The organism is Dermacoccus sp. Tok2021 (assembly GCF_019895135.1).
GTDB classification, from domain to species: Bacteria; Actinomycetota; Actinomycetes; order Actinomycetales; family Dermatophilaceae; genus Dermacoccus; species Dermacoccus abyssi.
Genome location: NZ_JAGTHU010000001.1, coordinates 314,001 through 328,605, shown reverse-complemented (window position 1 = coordinate 328,605; position 14,605 = coordinate 314,001). Strand labels below are relative to the sequence as shown.

Below are 14,605 nucleotides of genomic sequence, written 5' to 3'. Positions count from 1 at the left end.
CCCGGAGGGACTACCGTCTTGTCCCGTGAGAGTCGACATCCTGACGAAGGAATACCCGCCCAACATCTACGGCGGCGCCGGGGTCCACGTCGCCGAACTCGTCAAGGCCATGCGAGTGACAGGCACGCAGACCAAGGTGCGGGCGTTCGGCGAACCGGTGGGGGAGGCCGACACCGACGGATTTCCCGATCTGCCGCAGTTGGCCGAGGCCAACGGCGCGCTGAAGACACTCGGGGTGGACCTCACGATGGTGCCGGCCACCCAAGGTGCCGACATCGTCCACTCGCACACCTGGTACGCCAACTTCGCCGGGCACCTCACCTCGATGCTCCACGGCGTCCCGCACGTCGTGACGGCGCACAGCCTCGAGCCCATGCGCCCGTGGAAGGCGGAGCAACTCGGTGGCGGCTACGCACTCAGCTCGTTCATCGAGCGCACCGCCTACGAGGGTGCCGCCGCCGTCATCGCGGTCTCCGACGGCATGCGACGCGACGTGCTGCGCAGCTACCCCCAGCTCGACGAGAGCAAGGTCCACGTCGTCCACAACGGCATCGACGCAGACGCCTGGGCGCCGGATCACTCCGAGAAGGCGCTGGAGATCGTGTGCGGCCACGGCGTTGACACCGGCCGCCCGAGCATTGTGTTCGTCGGTCGCATCACCCGGCAGAAGGGCCTGCCGTTCCTCCTGCGCGCCATGCGTGACGTTCCCGCCGACGTGCAGCTCGTGCTGTGTGCCGGCGCCCCGGACACCCCCGAGATCCTTGCCGAGGTCGAGGGCCTCATCGCCGAACTGCGTGAGAGCCGTGACGGCGTCGTGTGGATCCCCGACATGCTGCCCCGCCACGAAGTCGTCGCGCTGCTGTCACAGGCCACCTGCTTCGTGTGCCCGTCCGTCTACGAGCCGCTCGGCATCGTCAACCTCGAGGCAATGGCGTGCGAGGCGGCCGTCGTCGGCACGGCCACCGGGGGAATCCCCGAGGTCGTCGTGGACGGCGAGACCGGTTGGCTCGTGCCGATCGAGCAGGTGAACGACGGAACGGGTACGCCCGTCGACCCCGATACGTTCGTCGCCGATCTGGCCCGCGCCCTCACCGAGGCGACCTCCGACGTCGAAGAGGCCCGCCGACGGGGTCGAGCCGGGCGTCAGCGCGCCGTCGAGCACTTCGGGTGGGACGCGATCGCCGAGCGCACCCAGCAGGTCTACGCGACGGTCCTCGAAGGCTCCCCTACGGCCTGATACATCATTGCCGGAGACACTCCGCTCTGAGCACACCGCAACGCGTGATCAACGTTGCCCGTCCTCATCGAGGGCGGGCAGCGTCGTGTGCGAGGCCGATGGCAGCCGCCGTCGCGGCCTGTGCGAGAGCGAGTTCGGCCTCGTCGAGCAGGGAGCGCAGCGTGCGCTCGCGCGCTGCGACGCTACCCGCGTCGAGGCCGCCGCTCGTCGTCAGCGCCTCGTCGAGGGCGGCGACGACGAGGCCGGCCGTCGTGATGATGCGCATCGCCCGCGGGTGCAGGCCCGGTGGCAACGCCCAGCGCGCGCCGTCGAGGCGTTCGTCGACGCGCTCGCGGGCCGAGGAGCCGAGGAACGGTGCGATGTGCAGGGATTCGAGCACCCCGACGTGCGCCAGCAACGCCTCGCGGAAGCGTCGGTCGATGTCGGCCAGTGCGAGTGCCTCGAGGCGGTGGATCGGCACCGGGTCGCTGTCGTGCGGTTCGAGCGTGAGCTTGAGGCCCTCGTCGCCGGCCGGCCCGTAATACTCCAGCCGCGGCACGAGCACCCCGCCGAGCGACGGCACGAACAGGCATTCTCCGACTTCGATCGCAGCCTGAGTCGCGGGTCCGCCGGGCGGCAGCAACCCGCCGTGGACCCCCGGGCGGGGCAGGTCGACGCAGACGATGCGTTCGCCGAGGTCACGCCACAGTTCGAGGCGCGGCAGGCCACCCTCGACGGCGTCGACGTCGGGCAGCGCGGTGCCGATCGCCTCGCTGAGCGGGCGATCGGCGGCGATGGCGTGCGTGGCCCACAGGGCCAGACGCACGGAGGCAGGCAGTTCGTACACGATCGCCCAGCCTAGTGGCGACGGGTCAGTGCGCCAGAGCCGTCGGAAGGTGCTTGCGCGAGAACATCAGGACGACGCCGAGGCTCAGCGCGGCGAGCACGACGCCACCGACGAACATCATGGGGTAGCTCAGCCAGTGGCTGACGACGGCGAGCGCGGCGGGCACGAAGAAGCCGAGGTAGGTGATCGAATAGTAGACAGCCGTCAGCCCCGCGAGGTCCTCGGGACCGGCGATGCGCTGCACCTCCTGCAGGCCGGAGACAAGCAGCATGCCGTAGGCGAGACCGAGGACGGCGGCCGCGACGAGCGCGAGCCACGGGCTGACGAGGCGCGCTGCAAGTGCGGCGATGCCGAGGCCGGGCAGCGTCATCGTCAGGGCGATGATGATGGCGCGCGCGGAGCTGACATCGTCGAAGCGCTTGCCGACCTGCTGGATGAACAGCCCGCAGCCGAGCGCGACGAGGCACAGCAGGCCCGAGAAGGCGATGCCGAACGAGCCGGTGCGATCACCCATGACGGCGGGCAGCACGGCATAGGCGCATCCCGCGCAGCCGAACACCCACGGCGCCATCGGCAGGACGACGAACAGGAAGCGACGGTGGCCCGCAGCGGGCACGCGCAGGTCGTCGAGGAAGCGTCCCGGCATCTCTTGCGCGGCATGCGTCTCGGGGGCGCGCGTCAGGAGCACATAGCTCGCCGCCGTGATGACGAGGTGGACGAGGTAGCACAACTCTGCGGGCAGCGGCGCGAACTGCGCGAGCGCCGCTGCGGTGGCGGCGCCGAGCGCGAATCCGGCCGTCAGGCTGATGGAGGCGCGACGCGCGCCCGCGGCGGCGTCGGCCTCGGCGTCGAACGGGGGGTTCGACAGTTCTTTGATCCACGAGCCGCCGACAACCATGGCGAGCCCGAGCGCCAGGCCGGAGAAGATGCGGCCGACGAAGAGCACGGCCGGCGAGCCGGAGCCGACGGCGAGCAGCACCGACGCGATGATCGCGAGGATCGGCGCGGGCAGCATGAGCGGGCGACGGCCCCAGCGGTCCGAGGCGGGCCCGCCGAGCAGCAGCGCGGGCATGATGCCGAGGACGTACGCACCGAGCAGCAGGTCGACGGCGCCCGTCGAGAGCGCGTCGATGTCACGGTAGAGCCCGAGCAGCGGCGTGAACTGATTGCCACCCCACGCGACGGTGAACATCGCCGCCCCGACCGGCAGCCAGGCGGCACGCGCGCCCCCGGCGCCGGCGCGCTGGGGGCTGTCGACGCTCGTCGTGACGCGTTCGTGGCTGGTGGTGCGGGTCGGGGTGTCGAGTGACACGCGGAGGCCTTTCGTCGGGTGTGGGTGAGTGGTGCGAAACTCGTGTGGTCGGAGGGCTCAGGGGAGCAGTCCGTCGTAGGAGTGGTGCAGGTGCGCCGTCAGCTCCTGCTCGAAACCGGTCGCGTCTCCCGCGGCGACGAGGTCGACGAGGCGGGCGTGGGCGGTGAGGACGTCGCGGCAGCGGCGGTCGTCCTTCCACAGGATGCGCGCGGCCATCCGGCGCTGACGTTCCCCGAGACGCTCGTAGAACTCGGTGAGGATGGCGTTGCCGCCGGCGGCGACGAGGTGGGTGTGGAAGACGCAGTCGGTCTCGGTGAAGTCGTCGTGGTCGCCGGTTTCGAGGCTCTGGCGCTGACGGCGCAGGATCTCGCCGAGATCGATGGCGACGTCGCGGTGCTCCTGCGCCTCGACGACGCTGCGCGCCGCACGCGACTCCACCGCGATGCGCGCCTCGACGATGTCACGCACCTCGCGCGGTTCAACGGCGCGCACGAGCGCGCCGCGCTTGGGGTACAGCGTCATCCACCCCTCGGCCTGCAGCCGGACGAACGCCTCGCGCACGGGGGTGCGGGAGACGTCGAGCAGCTCCGAGATCTCACCCTCGCTGATGAGGGCGCCCCCGGCGATCGAGCCGTCGAGGATGCAGCCCTTCACCTCGCGGTAGACCGCGTCGGCCGCGGAGATCTTCGGCTCGCTCATGCTCGCTCCTCGTTCAAGTGGTCGATGTGCTGCCCACGCTTGCAGGCGTTCGACGCAACATAGATACAAGTTGTAGCTTACACCCGTGTCGGCTGGGCGTCAGGCGCGTCCACGACGTCATCCGTGCCGTGTCGCGTAGCATTCGACCCCGTCGAGTCAGTAGGGTCACGGGTATGAGCGATGTGTTGTCCTTCTCCGGGGTCGGTGTCACGCGCGGCGCGCATAAGCTGCTCGACGACATCAACTGGGACGTCGAGGAGGGCGAGCGTTGGGTCGTCGTCGGCCCCAACGGCGCCGGTAAGTCGACGCTGCTGTCCATCGCGTCCGGGCGGATGCACCCGAGTGCCGGTGTGGCCGGCATCCTCGGCGAGGTGCTCGGCGCCGTGGACGTGTTCGAACTGCGTCCGCGTATCGGCCTGTCGGCCGCCACGATCGCCGACCGTATTCCGAACGCGGAGAAGGTTTCCGACGTCGTCGTCACGGCCAGCTACGGCATGGTCGGACGCTGGCGGGAGAAATACGACGAGTTCGACCACGGCCGTGCTGCGGAACTGCTCGAGGAGATGGGTGTCTCGCACCTCGCCGAGCGTCGCTTCGGGACGTTGAGCGAAGGTGAACGCAAGCGCGTTCTCATCGCCCGCGCTCTCATGACCGACCCGGAGCTCATGCTCCTCGACGAACCCGCCGCAGGGCTCGACCTCGGCGCCCGTGAAGATCTCGTCGGTCGCCTCAGCACACTCGCCGAGGACCTCGACGCTCCGGCGCTCGTCCTCGTCACGCACCACGTCGAAGAGATCCCGCCGGGCTTCACCGACATCCTCATGCTGCGCGAGGGGCGTGTCGTGGCGGCCGGACCGATCGAGTCGACCCTCACGGCGGAGAACCTGTCGGAGACCTTCGGCATGCCGCTCGAACTCGAGCAGCACGGTGAACGCTGGAGCGCCCGAGCCGCTCGCTGATTTCTTGGTGCGAAGGCCGCCCGCCTTCGTCCGTGTGCGGCACCCACGGCCCAACCGTGCCCACGCGCCCCTCCTCGTGGCCGTGAGAAGGATGTCGACATGGGTCTGTGGGAAGCGCTCGCCATCATCGCGGCGGGTATGGCTGCCGGCATGATCAACGCGGTCGTCGGTTCCGGCACCCTCGTCACCTTCCCTACTCTTCTCGCCCTCGGGTACCCGGCCGTCACGGCCAATATGAGCAACACGATCGGACTCGTGGCCGGCGGCATCACGAGCACTCTGGGTTACCGCGAGGAACTGCGCGGCAAGGCCGCCCGCCTCAAGCGGATCGTTCCGTTCTCCTTCTTCGGTGCCGTGGTCGGCGCGCTGCTCCTGCTCGTACTTCCCGAGTCGGCCTTCGACGCCATCGTCCCGGTGCTCATCGCGCTGGGCGTGCTCCTCGTGCTTGCCGGACCGTGGCTCAACAAGAAGGCCGCGAAAGCACACGAGGACGCCGACCCCACGCGTCCGCTCGCGGGGCCCCGCCTCGTCGCGCTGGCCGTCGGAATCTTCGTGGCCGGTATGTACGGCGGCTACTTCGGCGCGGCCCAAGGCATCATCCTCATGGGCCTCATGAGCGTTCTCCTGCCTGATCCGCTGCAGGAGATCAACGGCATCAAGAACGTTCTCGGCACGGTGGTCAACGGCGTCGCAGCCCTGACGTTCATCGTCGTCGCGACCGACCAGATCGACTGGGTTGTGGCGGCCCTCGTCGGCATCGGCGCCCTCGTCGGCGGCTTCGTGGGAGCGCGCGTCGGGCGCAAGCTCAACCCGTGGGTCCTGCGCGTCCTCATCACCGTCATCGGCATCATCGCGATCGTCAACATCCTGCGCTGATCCCGCCCGCGTACCCTTGTGCGGTGCCGATCGAGATCACGAGCCCCGACGACGAACGCGTCGCCGACTACTTCCGCCTCACCGACGTCGCGCTGCGCAAGAAGCTCGAGACCGAGCGTGGCCTCTACATCGCCGAGAGCGAGAAGGTCATCCGCCGGGCACTCTCCCGGGGTGACGTTCCCCGCAGCTTCCTCATGGGCGAGCGCTGGCTCACCGACCTGGCAGACGTCGTCGCCGACGCCGAGGCCCAAGGCGTTCCGGTCTACGTGGGGGAGGCCGACGTCATCGAGTCGATGACCGGCTTTCACCTCCACCGCGGAGCGCTTGCGTCGATGAATCGTCCGGCCCTCGCCGACCCCGCGGAGTTGCTCCGTGGGGCCCGCCGCGTCGTGGTGCTCGAGGACATCGTCGATCACACGAAGGTCGGTGCTCTAATTCGTAATGCCGCCGCGCGACTGGCGTCGAAGCGTTCCTCGTGACTCCACGTTGCGACGACCCGTTGTGCCGACGAGCAATCCGAGCCTCGATGGGGACCGTCTTCCAGTTCTTGCGGCCTCGTCTCCTCGAGCCGGCCTCGCTGGCGAGCTCGGTGCGGAGCTGGCTGACCGATTGCCAGTCAACCTCCATGACCAGTTCGCCTCGGCTGCCGCATTTGCTGAGGGTGACGACCCAGCGCGGTGGGCGCGCCGGGCGAGCAGCCTGTTCGACCTGATCAAGAATCCAGGCCGGGTACTGGCGGAGCTCGGCAAGGCTCAGCACCGACAAGTCTGAGCTTGAGGACATGGCCAGAGAAAATCCCCCAAGTGCGCATCGTGGAGAGGCGTGGGGGATGAAGTGCTCTCAAGTTAGCACAGGCTGGTCCTGGTCGACGCGGCATCAGCCCGATGTGCTCGCGCCTTCCGACGACCCTGAAGCTAGCTCTCTGGTGGAGCCTCAGGTCGGCAAGACTCTCGGGGAAGACCGAGGATTGGACCGTCCAGACGCCTGATCTGTCGACGAGGCCGAGGAGCACGAGGTCCGGACCTCAAGTCAGCTGGAGGGCGGTTAGGCAGGTGGGGTCGTCGAGGCGGGTCGAAATGTCCTGCTTCGCGGTGCGGTCTTCGGTGCTGACCGTGAGCGTCGCGTGAATGCCGCGGGGCAGCCAGAGTCCGATGAATCCGTTGTCGTAAGTCGTGAGTGTTGCGTCGAGGATGGTCTTGCCGGATGCCGCGTTGACCACTGTGACGTCGACGTCAGTGTTGGCGAGCTCGCCGAGGCAGGTAGTGAGGCTGTGGAAGTAGCACTCGTGGGTCTGCTCGGTATATGGGGCGACTGAGACGTAGAAGTCTTCCTTTGGCATCGGCAGCGTGGTTTGGTTGTTCTGATTGTCGGTGAGGACGAGTTCGTCGGTTTTGATCGAGGCCATGAGTTCGGTTGAGCGGTCTGTGACCGGCATCGTGTCAAGGCGCTTGATGATTTCCCGGGCGTCCAGGCCATCGAGGCCGTGCTCGATCAGCAGGGACTGATCGGATCCTGCGGAAGAAGAGGGACCGGGGTCAGCACCGGCGCAGCCGCTGAGTAGGAGGACGGCGCTGGCTGCCATCGCGGTTATGGTCGCGCCGAGTCCCTGCCGGCTTCTGGGAGGCCGGTTCGGTGCGGAAAGTGAAGGGAACATGTCGAGCTCTTCTCTCGGGTAGATCGTGTTCATGACGTCAGGCCCGATCTCCGCCTTCGCGATCGCGCCCAGGGGCCGAGGGCAAGGCGAAGCGCAGCTCACTACTGCGCGAGGCTGAATCCGATGGCGTCAGGAGCGGACGAGCCGGTTGATAGCATCGGTGGCTTCTTGGATCTTGGCGATGGCCGCGTCCTCATCACCTTGTTTTGCGGCGTCGAGCACGCAGTGCTTGAGGTGGTCATCGAGCAGGCCGGTCGCCACCCCCTGAAGGGCCCGGGTGAGGGCAGAGACCTGGGTGAGGATGTCGATGCAGTACTTCTCGTCGTCGATCATCTTCGTAATGCCGCGGGCCTGGCCCTCGATGCGCTTCATGCGGTTGCGGTAGCGGTCCTTGTCGCTGATGTAACCGTGCTGGTGGGCCCCGGTGTCGGTGCCGGTCTCATCGGTTGCAGTGTCGTTGGTCATGGGCGTGGCCTTCACTTCTGGCGCTCCAGGACAGAGCGGGTGCTGGCTTCGGGGGTGAGGTCAATGCGGCGCAGCAGCTGGGCGTTGAGCGCGACGACGACGGTGGAGATCGACATCAGTATCGCGCCGACCGACATCGGCAAGACAAAGCCGATAGGTGCGAGCACGCCGGCCGCGATCGGTACAGAGAACAGGTTGTACCCGGCAGCCCACCACAGATTCTGCTTCATTTTACGGTATGCGGCACGGGAGAGCTGGATAACTGAGAGCACGCTGCGCGGGTCGGAGCTGGCGAGGATGACGCCCGCCGAGGCGATGGCGACGTCGGTGCCCGCGCCGATGGCGATGCCGACGTCGGCCTGCGCCAGCGCCGGGGCGTCGTTGACGCCGTCGCCGACCATGGCGACTTTCTTGCCTTCGTCCTGAAGCGCGGCGACCTTTGCGGACTTGTCTTCGGGGCGGACGCCGGCAAAGACACGGTCGATGCCGAGTTCGCGGCCCACCTCGTTCGCCACGGCCTCGGCATCGCCGGTGATCATGACGACCTCAACGCCGAGCTCATGGAGGGCGTCGACGGCGTCGCGGGACTCGGGCCGGACCTCGTCGGCGAGCTTGAGGCCGCCGATCACTTGGCCGTCGCGGAGGACGTGCAGGATGATCGCGCCCTCGGCCCGCCACGCGTCGGCCGCGTCGATCTCGTCCTGCCCGGTCTCCTCGAGCAGACGAGGTCCGCCGACGCGGATCTCCTGGCCGGCCACAGTCGCGGTGACGCCGACCGCCGGGGAGGAGGTGAATCCACTGGCCGCCTCGATAGCGAGGCTCTTCTCCTTGGCGGCAGCGACGATGGCCTGGGCGAGCGGGTGCTCGCTGTCGGCCTCGGCCGCGGCGGCCAGGGCGAGGACCTGGTCGGCATCCAGCGCACCGGTCGGCTCGACGCCGGTGACGGTGGGCTCGCCCTTGGTCAGAGTGCCGGTCTTGTCGAAGAGCACCGCGTCGACCTGACGCATCGACTCCAGGGAGAGGCGGTCCTTGACCAGGACGCCGCCACGGGCGGCGCGCTCGGTGGCGATGGACACGACCAGCGGGATCGCCAGACCCAGCGCGTGGGGGCACGCGATGACGAGCACGGTGATGGTGCGAATGACCGCGTCGTCGGGCAGCCCGAACAGCGTCCAAACGACTGCGGTGATCAGGGCCGCACCGAGGGCGAACCAGAACAGCAGGGCGGCAGCGCGGTCGGCAATGCGCTGGGCGCGGGAGGAGGAGCCCTGCGCCTCGGCCACGAGCCGGTTGATGCCGGCCAGGGCGGTGTCGTCGCCGGTGGCGCTGATCTCCACGCGCAGGCCGGAGTCGGTGGCCACGGTGCCAGCAGTGACGTTCTCGCCTTCGCCGCGGGCGACGGGGCGTGATTCGCCGGTGATCATGGACTCGTCCATATCGGCGCGGCCGTCGACGATGGTGCCGTCGGCGGGGACGCTGCCGCCGGGGCGGACGATGACGAGGTCACCGACGCGGAGGTCGGCGGGGTCGACCTTGACCACGTCGTCGCCCTCGACGCGCTCGGCCTCGTCAGGCAGCAGCGCGGCCAGGGAGTCCAGCGCCGAGGTCGTCTGGGCCAGGGAACGCATCTCGATCCAGTGGCCTAGCAGCATGATGACGATCAGCAGCGCCAGCTCCCACCAGAACTCGAGCTCGTGGTGGACGAGCCCGAGAGTGGCGGCCCAGGAGGCGAGGAACGCTACGGTGATGCCGAGCGCGATGAGCAGCATCATCCCCGGCTGGCGGCTCTTCAGCTCGCTGATCGCACCGGTGAGGAACGGGGTGCCGCCCCAGGCGTACATGACGGTGCCGAGGACTGCGGCGACCCAGCCCGCCCAACCGGGCACCGAGTAGCCCAGGAGCATGGCAAACATCGGGGAGAACGCGACCACCGGGACGGCGATGACGAGGTTGATCCAGAACAGTCGACGGAACTGGCCCACGTGGTCACCGTGGCCGGCATGACCGCCGTGGCCGCCGTGCGCTGCGTGGTCGTCGTGCTGGCCGTGGCCCTCGTGCTCGCCGTGGCCCTCGTGCTCGCCGTGCGCGCCGTCCCCGTGGCCGAGCTCGGTGGTCGCGACGGCGTCGTGGTGATGTTGGTGCGCGTTCGGGTCCGTCATTGCTCTTCGCTTCCCCTCGTTCTTCCCCGGTCTTTCCTTCGATCGGGTCGTGTCTCGCCGCGGACCTTGAATGGGCCCGGGGCGACCGGCTCAGGAGGCCGGCTTGATCTCGCTCTCGACGACCCACTTGTGGTTGGTCATCGTCATGCCGTCGGACTCGTAGTCGACCATGTAGACGGTCTCGTCGGTGGAGGAGGCGATGGTCGCCTTCGCGCCCTTCATGCCCTCCATGTGCTCGGCCTCCAGGGTGACTTCGGTGCCGTCGGCGATTCGCTGGTCGCCGGCGTCCTCGATCTCCTCCTGCACGACCCACTTGTGATCCTTGACCGGATCCCCGCCGGTGGTGGGCGTGAAGTTCACCGCGTAGGTATACGTGTCAAAAGCGCCGGCGATGGTGGCCGGTGCGCCGTCCATTCCCTCCATGTGGTCGGCGGTGAGCGTCACCTCGGTGCCGACCGGGTACTTCGGCGACGCAGCCTTCTCGATGCCCTCGGGGGCGGGGCCGCCGTCCATCGGATGCTCCATCCCGCCGCTGTCAGAACTGCCGCCACTGCTCCCGTGGCCCTCGTGCTGACTGGTCGACGAGGGGGTCGCTTGGTCCTGATCCCCTCCGGTGCTGCAGCCGGAGAGCACGAGTGCTCCGCCGAGCACTCCCGCGGCGACGGTGGTCATGAGGCGCTTACGCATAAAATCTCCTATTCATTCTGGCCCGATCAACATTATACCCCTCTGGGGTATGGGTCAAATGTCGATCGGTGGGCGTGGAATCGCTCAGCTATGCTTTAGTCGCCCCGGGGCGGCAGCAGTGATGCTGCAGCCCCGGGGCGTCGAAGGATCAGGCCATGTTGGCGGCGTACTTGGCTGGGTCGGAGTCGAAGGTCGGTCCGCAGCCTGGGCAGCAGAGCCAGTAGCGTTGCCCGTCGAAGTCGCGGAAGAGGTCCTTTTCTTCGGCGTCCTGTTTGTTGACCGGATTGCCGACCATGACGGGGCAGGTGGTCACGTCGTCGCTTCCTTCGACGAGGAGGTTTTCGCGATGGCCGGAATCGGCGGCGTGGTTCTCTGCGCCGGTCGTGCCGCAGCAGCTGGAACCGTCGCTGACAGGTTCCTCGGCTGCGGATGTCTCGGTTGCAGGGGAGGTGCTGCAGCAGCTGGTGAATGCCTGGTCTTCGTTGCTCATTCTCGGTGAATGCCTTTCGTGTATTCGGATGATGGTCGATTCTGCGGCGTCACTGCCTGGCAACGCTGCGGAACCCGCGCAGGCGGAGGCTGTTGCCGACGACGAAGACGGACGAGAACGCCATCGCCGCGCCTGCGAGCATGGGGTTGAGCATGCCCAGCGCCGCGACCGGAATGGCCGCGACGTTGTAGGCAAACGCCCAGAACAGGTTGGTCTTGATCGTGCCGAGGGTCTTGCGGGAGAGTCGGATCGCGTCGACCGCGGCCCGCAGGTCCCCGCGCACGAGGGTGATGTCGGAGGCTTCGATGGCGACGTCAGTGCCGGTGCCCATCGCCAGGCCCAGGTCGGCCTGGGCCAGCGCCGGGGCGTCGTTGACGCCGTCGCCGACCATCGCGACGACCTTGCCCTCGTCCTGGAGTCCGGTGACGACGTCGACCTTGTCCTTGGGCAGGACCTCGGCGATGACCTTCTCGATGCCGACCTCGGCGGCGATCCGGCGAGCCACGGCCTCGTTGTCGCCAGTGAGCAAGACCGGGGTGAGGCCCATGTCCTTCAGGCCCTGGATCGCCTCGGCGCTGGTGGCCTTGACGGCGTCGGCGACAACGAAAATCCCGCGGGCCTGTCCGTCCCAGCCGACGGCGACGACGGTCTTGCCCTCGTCCTCGGCTGCGGCCTTAGTAGCAGCGACGTCGCCGGAGAGGTGCTGGGACCAGTCGGCCAGCAGGGACTCCCGGCCGACGAGCACGCCGCGGCCGTCGACGACGCCCTGGACGCCCTTGCCCTCGATGTTGGCGAAGTCCTCCGGGGAGGGCAGCTGGCCGATCTCCCCGACCGCGCCCTTGGCGATGGCCTGGGCGATCGGGTGCTCGGAGGCGTTCTCCAAAGCGCCGGCCAGGCGAAGCAGCTCGGTGCGGTCAGTGCCCGGCTCGGTGATTGCGTCGACCAGGGTCATCTTGCCGGTGGTGACGGTGCCGGTCTTGTCGAGGACGACGGTGTCGACCTTGCGTGTGGATTCGAGGACTTCGGGGCCCTTGATGAGGACGCCCATCTGCGCGCCGCGGCCTGTCCCGACCAGCAGTGCTGTCGGGGTGGCCAGGCCGAGGGCGCAGGGGCAGGCGATGACGAGGACCGCGACCGCTGCGGTGAAGGCGGCGGAGACGCCGGGTCCGAAGATCAGCCACGCGCCGAGCGTGCCGAGGGCGATGACGATGACGATCGGCACGAAGATGCCCGAGATCCGGTCGGCCAGGCGCTGGACGGCGGCCTTGCCGGACTGGGCGTCCTCCACCAGTTTGGCCATCTGCGCCAGCTGGGTGTCCGAACCGACCCGTGTCGCCCGGACAACAAGACGCCCGCCAGCGTTGACCGTGGCCCCAGTCACCGCGTCGCCTGCGACGACCTCGACGGGAACGGACTCGCCGGTGAGCATGGAGGCGTCCACGGCCGAGGTGCCGGAGACGACGGTACCGTCGGTGGCGATCTTCTCGCCGGGACGGACGGCGAACTCGTCGCCGACGGCCAACTCTCCGGTCGGGATCTTGGTCTCGACGCCGTCACGCAGGACGGCGACCTCTTTCGCCCCGAGGTCGAGCAGGGCGCGCAGCGCGGCACCGGCCTGTCGCTTGGAGCGCTTCTCGAAGTAGCGTCCGGCGAGGATGAACATCGTCACACCCGCGGCAGCCTCGAGGTAGATGTTGCCCGCGCCGTCAGACGGCGCGATGGTGAACTCGAAGGGATGCGTCATCCCCGGCATGCCGGCATGGCCGAGGAACAATGCATAGAGCGACCACAGGAACGCCGCGCTCGTGCCCATCGAGACGAGCGTGTCCATCGTGGCTGTGCCGTGCTTGAGGTTGGTCCATGCGGCCTTGTGGAACGGCCAGCCCGCCCAGACGATTACCGGCGCGGCCAGAGCCAGCGAGGCCCACTGCCAGTAGGTGAACTGCAGGACCGGAATCATGGCCATCGCGATTACCGGCACGGTGAGCACGATCGACCCGATCAGCCTCTGCTTGAGCGAGGTCAGTTCGGGGTCATCGGCTGGGTCCTGATCGTTGCCTTCGGAGTCCGTCGTCGCGGCTTCGGGCCGGGGCAATGCCGCGGTGTAGCCGGTCTTCTCGACCTCGGCGACCAGAAGAGCCGGGTCATAGCCGGCGGGCACGGTGACCTTGGCCTTTTCGGTGGCGTAGTTGACGCTCGCGGTGACGCCGTCAAGCTTGTTCAGCTTGCGCTCGATCCTGTTCGCGCAGGAGGCGCAGGTCATCCCTCCGACTTCCAGCTCGATGCCCGAGTCCGCGCTCAGTGGCGCTGGTGCGCTCATGCTGTTTCCTTCTCTCTGCTCTGCCGCGGCAGTGCAGTGCAGTGGGCCGCGAGGCTGGCCGGGGCTTTCATCAGGCGCGCACGGCCGAATAGCCGGCCTCTTCGACGGCGGCCAGGACCTGTGCGTCGTCGATCTCGCCGGAGGTGGTGATCACGAGCCTTCCCGTCTGGGCGCTGACCTCGATGGCGGTGACACCGGCGATCTCGCCGACCTCCTCGCGGACTGACGCCTCGCAGTGCCCGCAGGTCATGCCCGTCACTTGGTACTCGCTTGCAGTCATCGGATAGCCTCCTCTACTTGGATACCCCCGGTGGGTACTCTTTTGAGAACCTTATACCCGCACAGGGTATTCCCGCAAGGTCGGCCGGGATCGCTTCTGAACGGACCCGTCGTTTCGAAGTGATACGCCACCGGGGTATGCTGTGGCTGTGAAGTGCGCGACTCCTGAACCCTGCCGCGGCCGGCAATGGCTGCAGCTGGTCGTTCTTACGGTGCTGCTGATCACGGGTCTTCTCGGCATGCACGCGCTGGTCGGCGGCCCGGCAGCGGCGACGGCCTCGATGGCGTCGCCGGCTCACGCATCCCCGTCCTCGCCCGGCATGACGGGCATGTCGCCTACCGCCTCCATGTCGGCCGCGGCCGGAGCGCAGGGCCTGGTGCACGGCTCCGGCGGCTGCGCAGACGCCATGAACAGCGGCGACTCTACCTGTGTCTCCGCGCCCACGGCCGAGAGTATTCCGGCCCTTCCCGTTCCGTCCGTCGCGGATGTCCTCACGCCCGTCTCTGCGCCCCTGCCGACGCCGCTATCGGAGACGCCTCGCAGGTTTGCGCTGACGCATCTGGAACTGTCGATCTACCGAACGTGAGCAGACGGGAGCGCCGATGCTGCGCTCCTCAGTCAGCCACCTCGGCGGGTCCACT

At 68.2% G+C, this 14,605-nt stretch carries 14 protein-coding genes and 1 pseudogene; 5 read left to right on the top strand and 10 right to left on the bottom strand.

Going from position 1 to position 14,605, the window contains the following annotated elements:
- Positions 1–25: 25 nt before the first annotated feature.
- On the top strand, positions 26–1,237 hold the full coding sequence (gene glgA, locus K9D12_RS01560) for a glycogen synthase (protein ID WP_223059268.1): 1,212 nt from the start codon (positions 26–28) through the stop codon (positions 1,235–1,237).
- 64 nt (positions 1,238–1,301) lie between these two features.
- On the opposite strand, the gene K9D12_RS01555 is transcribed toward glgA, so the two are convergent.
- Genes K9D12_RS01555 through K9D12_RS01545 form a run of 3 tightly spaced genes read right to left on the bottom strand, consistent with a single transcriptional unit; the run spans position 1,302 to position 4,074 of the window.
- Entirely contained in the window at positions 1,302–2,063 is a 762-nt protein-coding gene (locus K9D12_RS01555; protein WP_223059267.1) for a hypothetical protein, read from the bottom strand.
- A gap of 25 nt (positions 2,064–2,088) precedes the next feature.
- Positions 2,089–3,375, bottom strand: a complete 1,287-nt coding sequence (locus K9D12_RS01550) for an MFS transporter (protein WP_223059266.1) — start codon at positions 3,373–3,375, stop codon at positions 2,089–2,091.
- Between the two features lie 57 nt (positions 3,376–3,432).
- Positions 3,433–4,074: a GntR family transcriptional regulator gene (locus tag K9D12_RS01545; RefSeq protein WP_047312804.1), complete on the bottom strand. Its 642-nt coding sequence runs from the start codon at positions 4,072–4,074 to the stop codon at positions 3,433–3,435.
- A 173-nt stretch (positions 4,075–4,247) separates the two neighbouring features.
- Between K9D12_RS01545 and K9D12_RS01540 the strand changes: the two genes are divergently transcribed.
- The 3 genes and pseudogenes from K9D12_RS01540 to K9D12_RS01530 all read left to right on the top strand — a co-directional run.
- The gene (locus tag K9D12_RS01540; protein ID WP_047312805.1) at positions 4,248–5,033 is read left to right on the top strand and encodes an ABC transporter ATP-binding protein; all 786 of its coding nucleotides are present in this window, start codon (positions 4,248–4,250) and stop codon (positions 5,031–5,033) included.
- Between the two features lie 99 nt (positions 5,034–5,132).
- Positions 5,133–5,909: a sulfite exporter TauE/SafE family protein gene (locus K9D12_RS01535; protein WP_047312806.1), complete on the top strand. Its 777-nt coding sequence runs from the start codon at positions 5,133–5,135 to the stop codon at positions 5,907–5,909.
- Positions 5,910–5,932: 23 nt separating this feature from the next.
- Positions 5,933–6,453, top strand: a pseudogene (locus K9D12_RS01530) (TrmH family RNA methyltransferase); the annotation flags it as partial.
- Positions 6,454–6,933: 480 nt separating this feature from the next.
- Here the strand turns inward: K9D12_RS01530 and K9D12_RS01525 are convergent.
- From K9D12_RS01525 to K9D12_RS01495, 7 genes are all read right to left on the bottom strand, one after another.
- Positions 6,934–7,596, bottom strand: coding sequence for a CueP family metal-binding protein (locus K9D12_RS01525; RefSeq protein ID WP_225910763.1), 663 nt, complete (start codon positions 7,594–7,596; stop codon positions 6,934–6,936).
- Between the two features lie 96 nt (positions 7,597–7,692).
- Positions 7,693–8,028, bottom strand: a complete 336-nt coding sequence (locus K9D12_RS01520; protein ID WP_225910762.1) for a metal-sensitive transcriptional regulator — start codon at positions 8,026–8,028, stop codon at positions 7,693–7,695.
- Positions 8,029–8,039: 11 nt separating this feature from the next.
- Positions 8,040–10,187 carry a heavy metal translocating P-type ATPase gene (locus K9D12_RS01515; protein WP_223059265.1) on the bottom strand — a complete coding sequence of 716 codons (2,148 nt, stop codon included), beginning with the start codon at positions 10,185–10,187 and terminating at the stop codon, positions 8,040–8,042.
- 90 nt (positions 10,188–10,277) lie between these two features.
- Positions 10,278–10,874, bottom strand: coding sequence for a YdhK family protein (locus K9D12_RS01510; protein ID WP_047312809.1), 597 nt, complete (start codon positions 10,872–10,874; stop codon positions 10,278–10,280).
- A 148-nt stretch (positions 10,875–11,022) separates the two neighbouring features.
- Positions 11,023–11,364: a hypothetical protein gene (locus K9D12_RS01505; RefSeq protein WP_187035011.1), complete on the bottom strand. Its 342-nt coding sequence runs from the start codon at positions 11,362–11,364 to the stop codon at positions 11,023–11,025.
- Between the two features lie 49 nt (positions 11,365–11,413).
- On the bottom strand, positions 11,414–13,684 hold the full coding sequence (locus K9D12_RS01500; protein ID WP_223059264.1) for a cation-translocating P-type ATPase: 2,271 nt from the start codon (positions 13,682–13,684) through the stop codon (positions 11,414–11,416).
- A 70-nt stretch (positions 13,685–13,754) separates the two neighbouring features.
- Complete coding sequence (locus K9D12_RS01495; RefSeq protein ID WP_129663512.1) at positions 13,755–13,964, bottom strand: heavy-metal-associated domain-containing protein; 210 nt, start codon at positions 13,962–13,964, stop codon at positions 13,755–13,757.
- A gap of 148 nt (positions 13,965–14,112) precedes the next feature.
- Between K9D12_RS01495 and K9D12_RS01490 the strand changes: the two genes are divergently transcribed.
- The gene (locus K9D12_RS01490) at positions 14,113–14,550 is read left to right on the top strand and encodes a DUF6153 family protein (RefSeq protein WP_047312813.1); all 438 of its coding nucleotides are present in this window, start codon (positions 14,113–14,115) and stop codon (positions 14,548–14,550) included.
- The last annotated feature ends 55 nt before the right edge of the window (positions 14,551–14,605 follow it).

Bases quoted from the DNA above. Each gene is read 5' to 3' on its own strand.
- K9D12_RS01505 (WP_187035011.1), bottom strand. From the start codon at position 11,364: ATGAGCAACGAAGACCAGGCATTCACCAGCTGCTGCAGCACCTCCCCT.
- K9D12_RS01525 (WP_225910763.1), bottom strand. From the start codon at position 7,596: ATGAACACGATCTACCCGAGAGAAGAGCTCGACATGTTCCCTTCACTT.
- K9D12_RS01515 (WP_223059265.1), bottom strand. From the start codon at position 10,187: ATGACGGACCCGAACGCGCACCAACATCACCACGACGCCGTCGCGACC.
- K9D12_RS01500 (WP_223059264.1), bottom strand. From the start codon at position 13,684: ATGAGCGCACCAGCGCCACTGAGCGCGGACTCGGGCATCGAGCTGGAA.
- K9D12_RS01520 (WP_225910762.1), bottom strand. From the start codon at position 8,028: ATGACCAACGACACTGCAACCGATGAGACCGGCACCGACACCGGGGCC.
- K9D12_RS01495 (WP_129663512.1), bottom strand. From the start codon at position 13,964: ATGACTGCAAGCGAGTACCAAGTGACGGGCATGACCTGCGGGCACTGC.
- K9D12_RS01540 (WP_047312805.1), top strand. From the start codon at position 4,248: ATGAGCGATGTGTTGTCCTTCTCCGGGGTCGGTGTCACGCGCGGCGCG.
- K9D12_RS01510 (WP_047312809.1), bottom strand. From the start codon at position 10,874: ATGCGTAAGCGCCTCATGACCACCGTCGCCGCGGGAGTGCTCGGCGGA.
- K9D12_RS01545 (WP_047312804.1), bottom strand. From the start codon at position 4,074: ATGAGCGAGCCGAAGATCTCCGCGGCCGACGCGGTCTACCGCGAGGTG.
- K9D12_RS01535 (WP_047312806.1), top strand. From the start codon at position 5,133: ATGGGTCTGTGGGAAGCGCTCGCCATCATCGCGGCGGGTATGGCTGCC.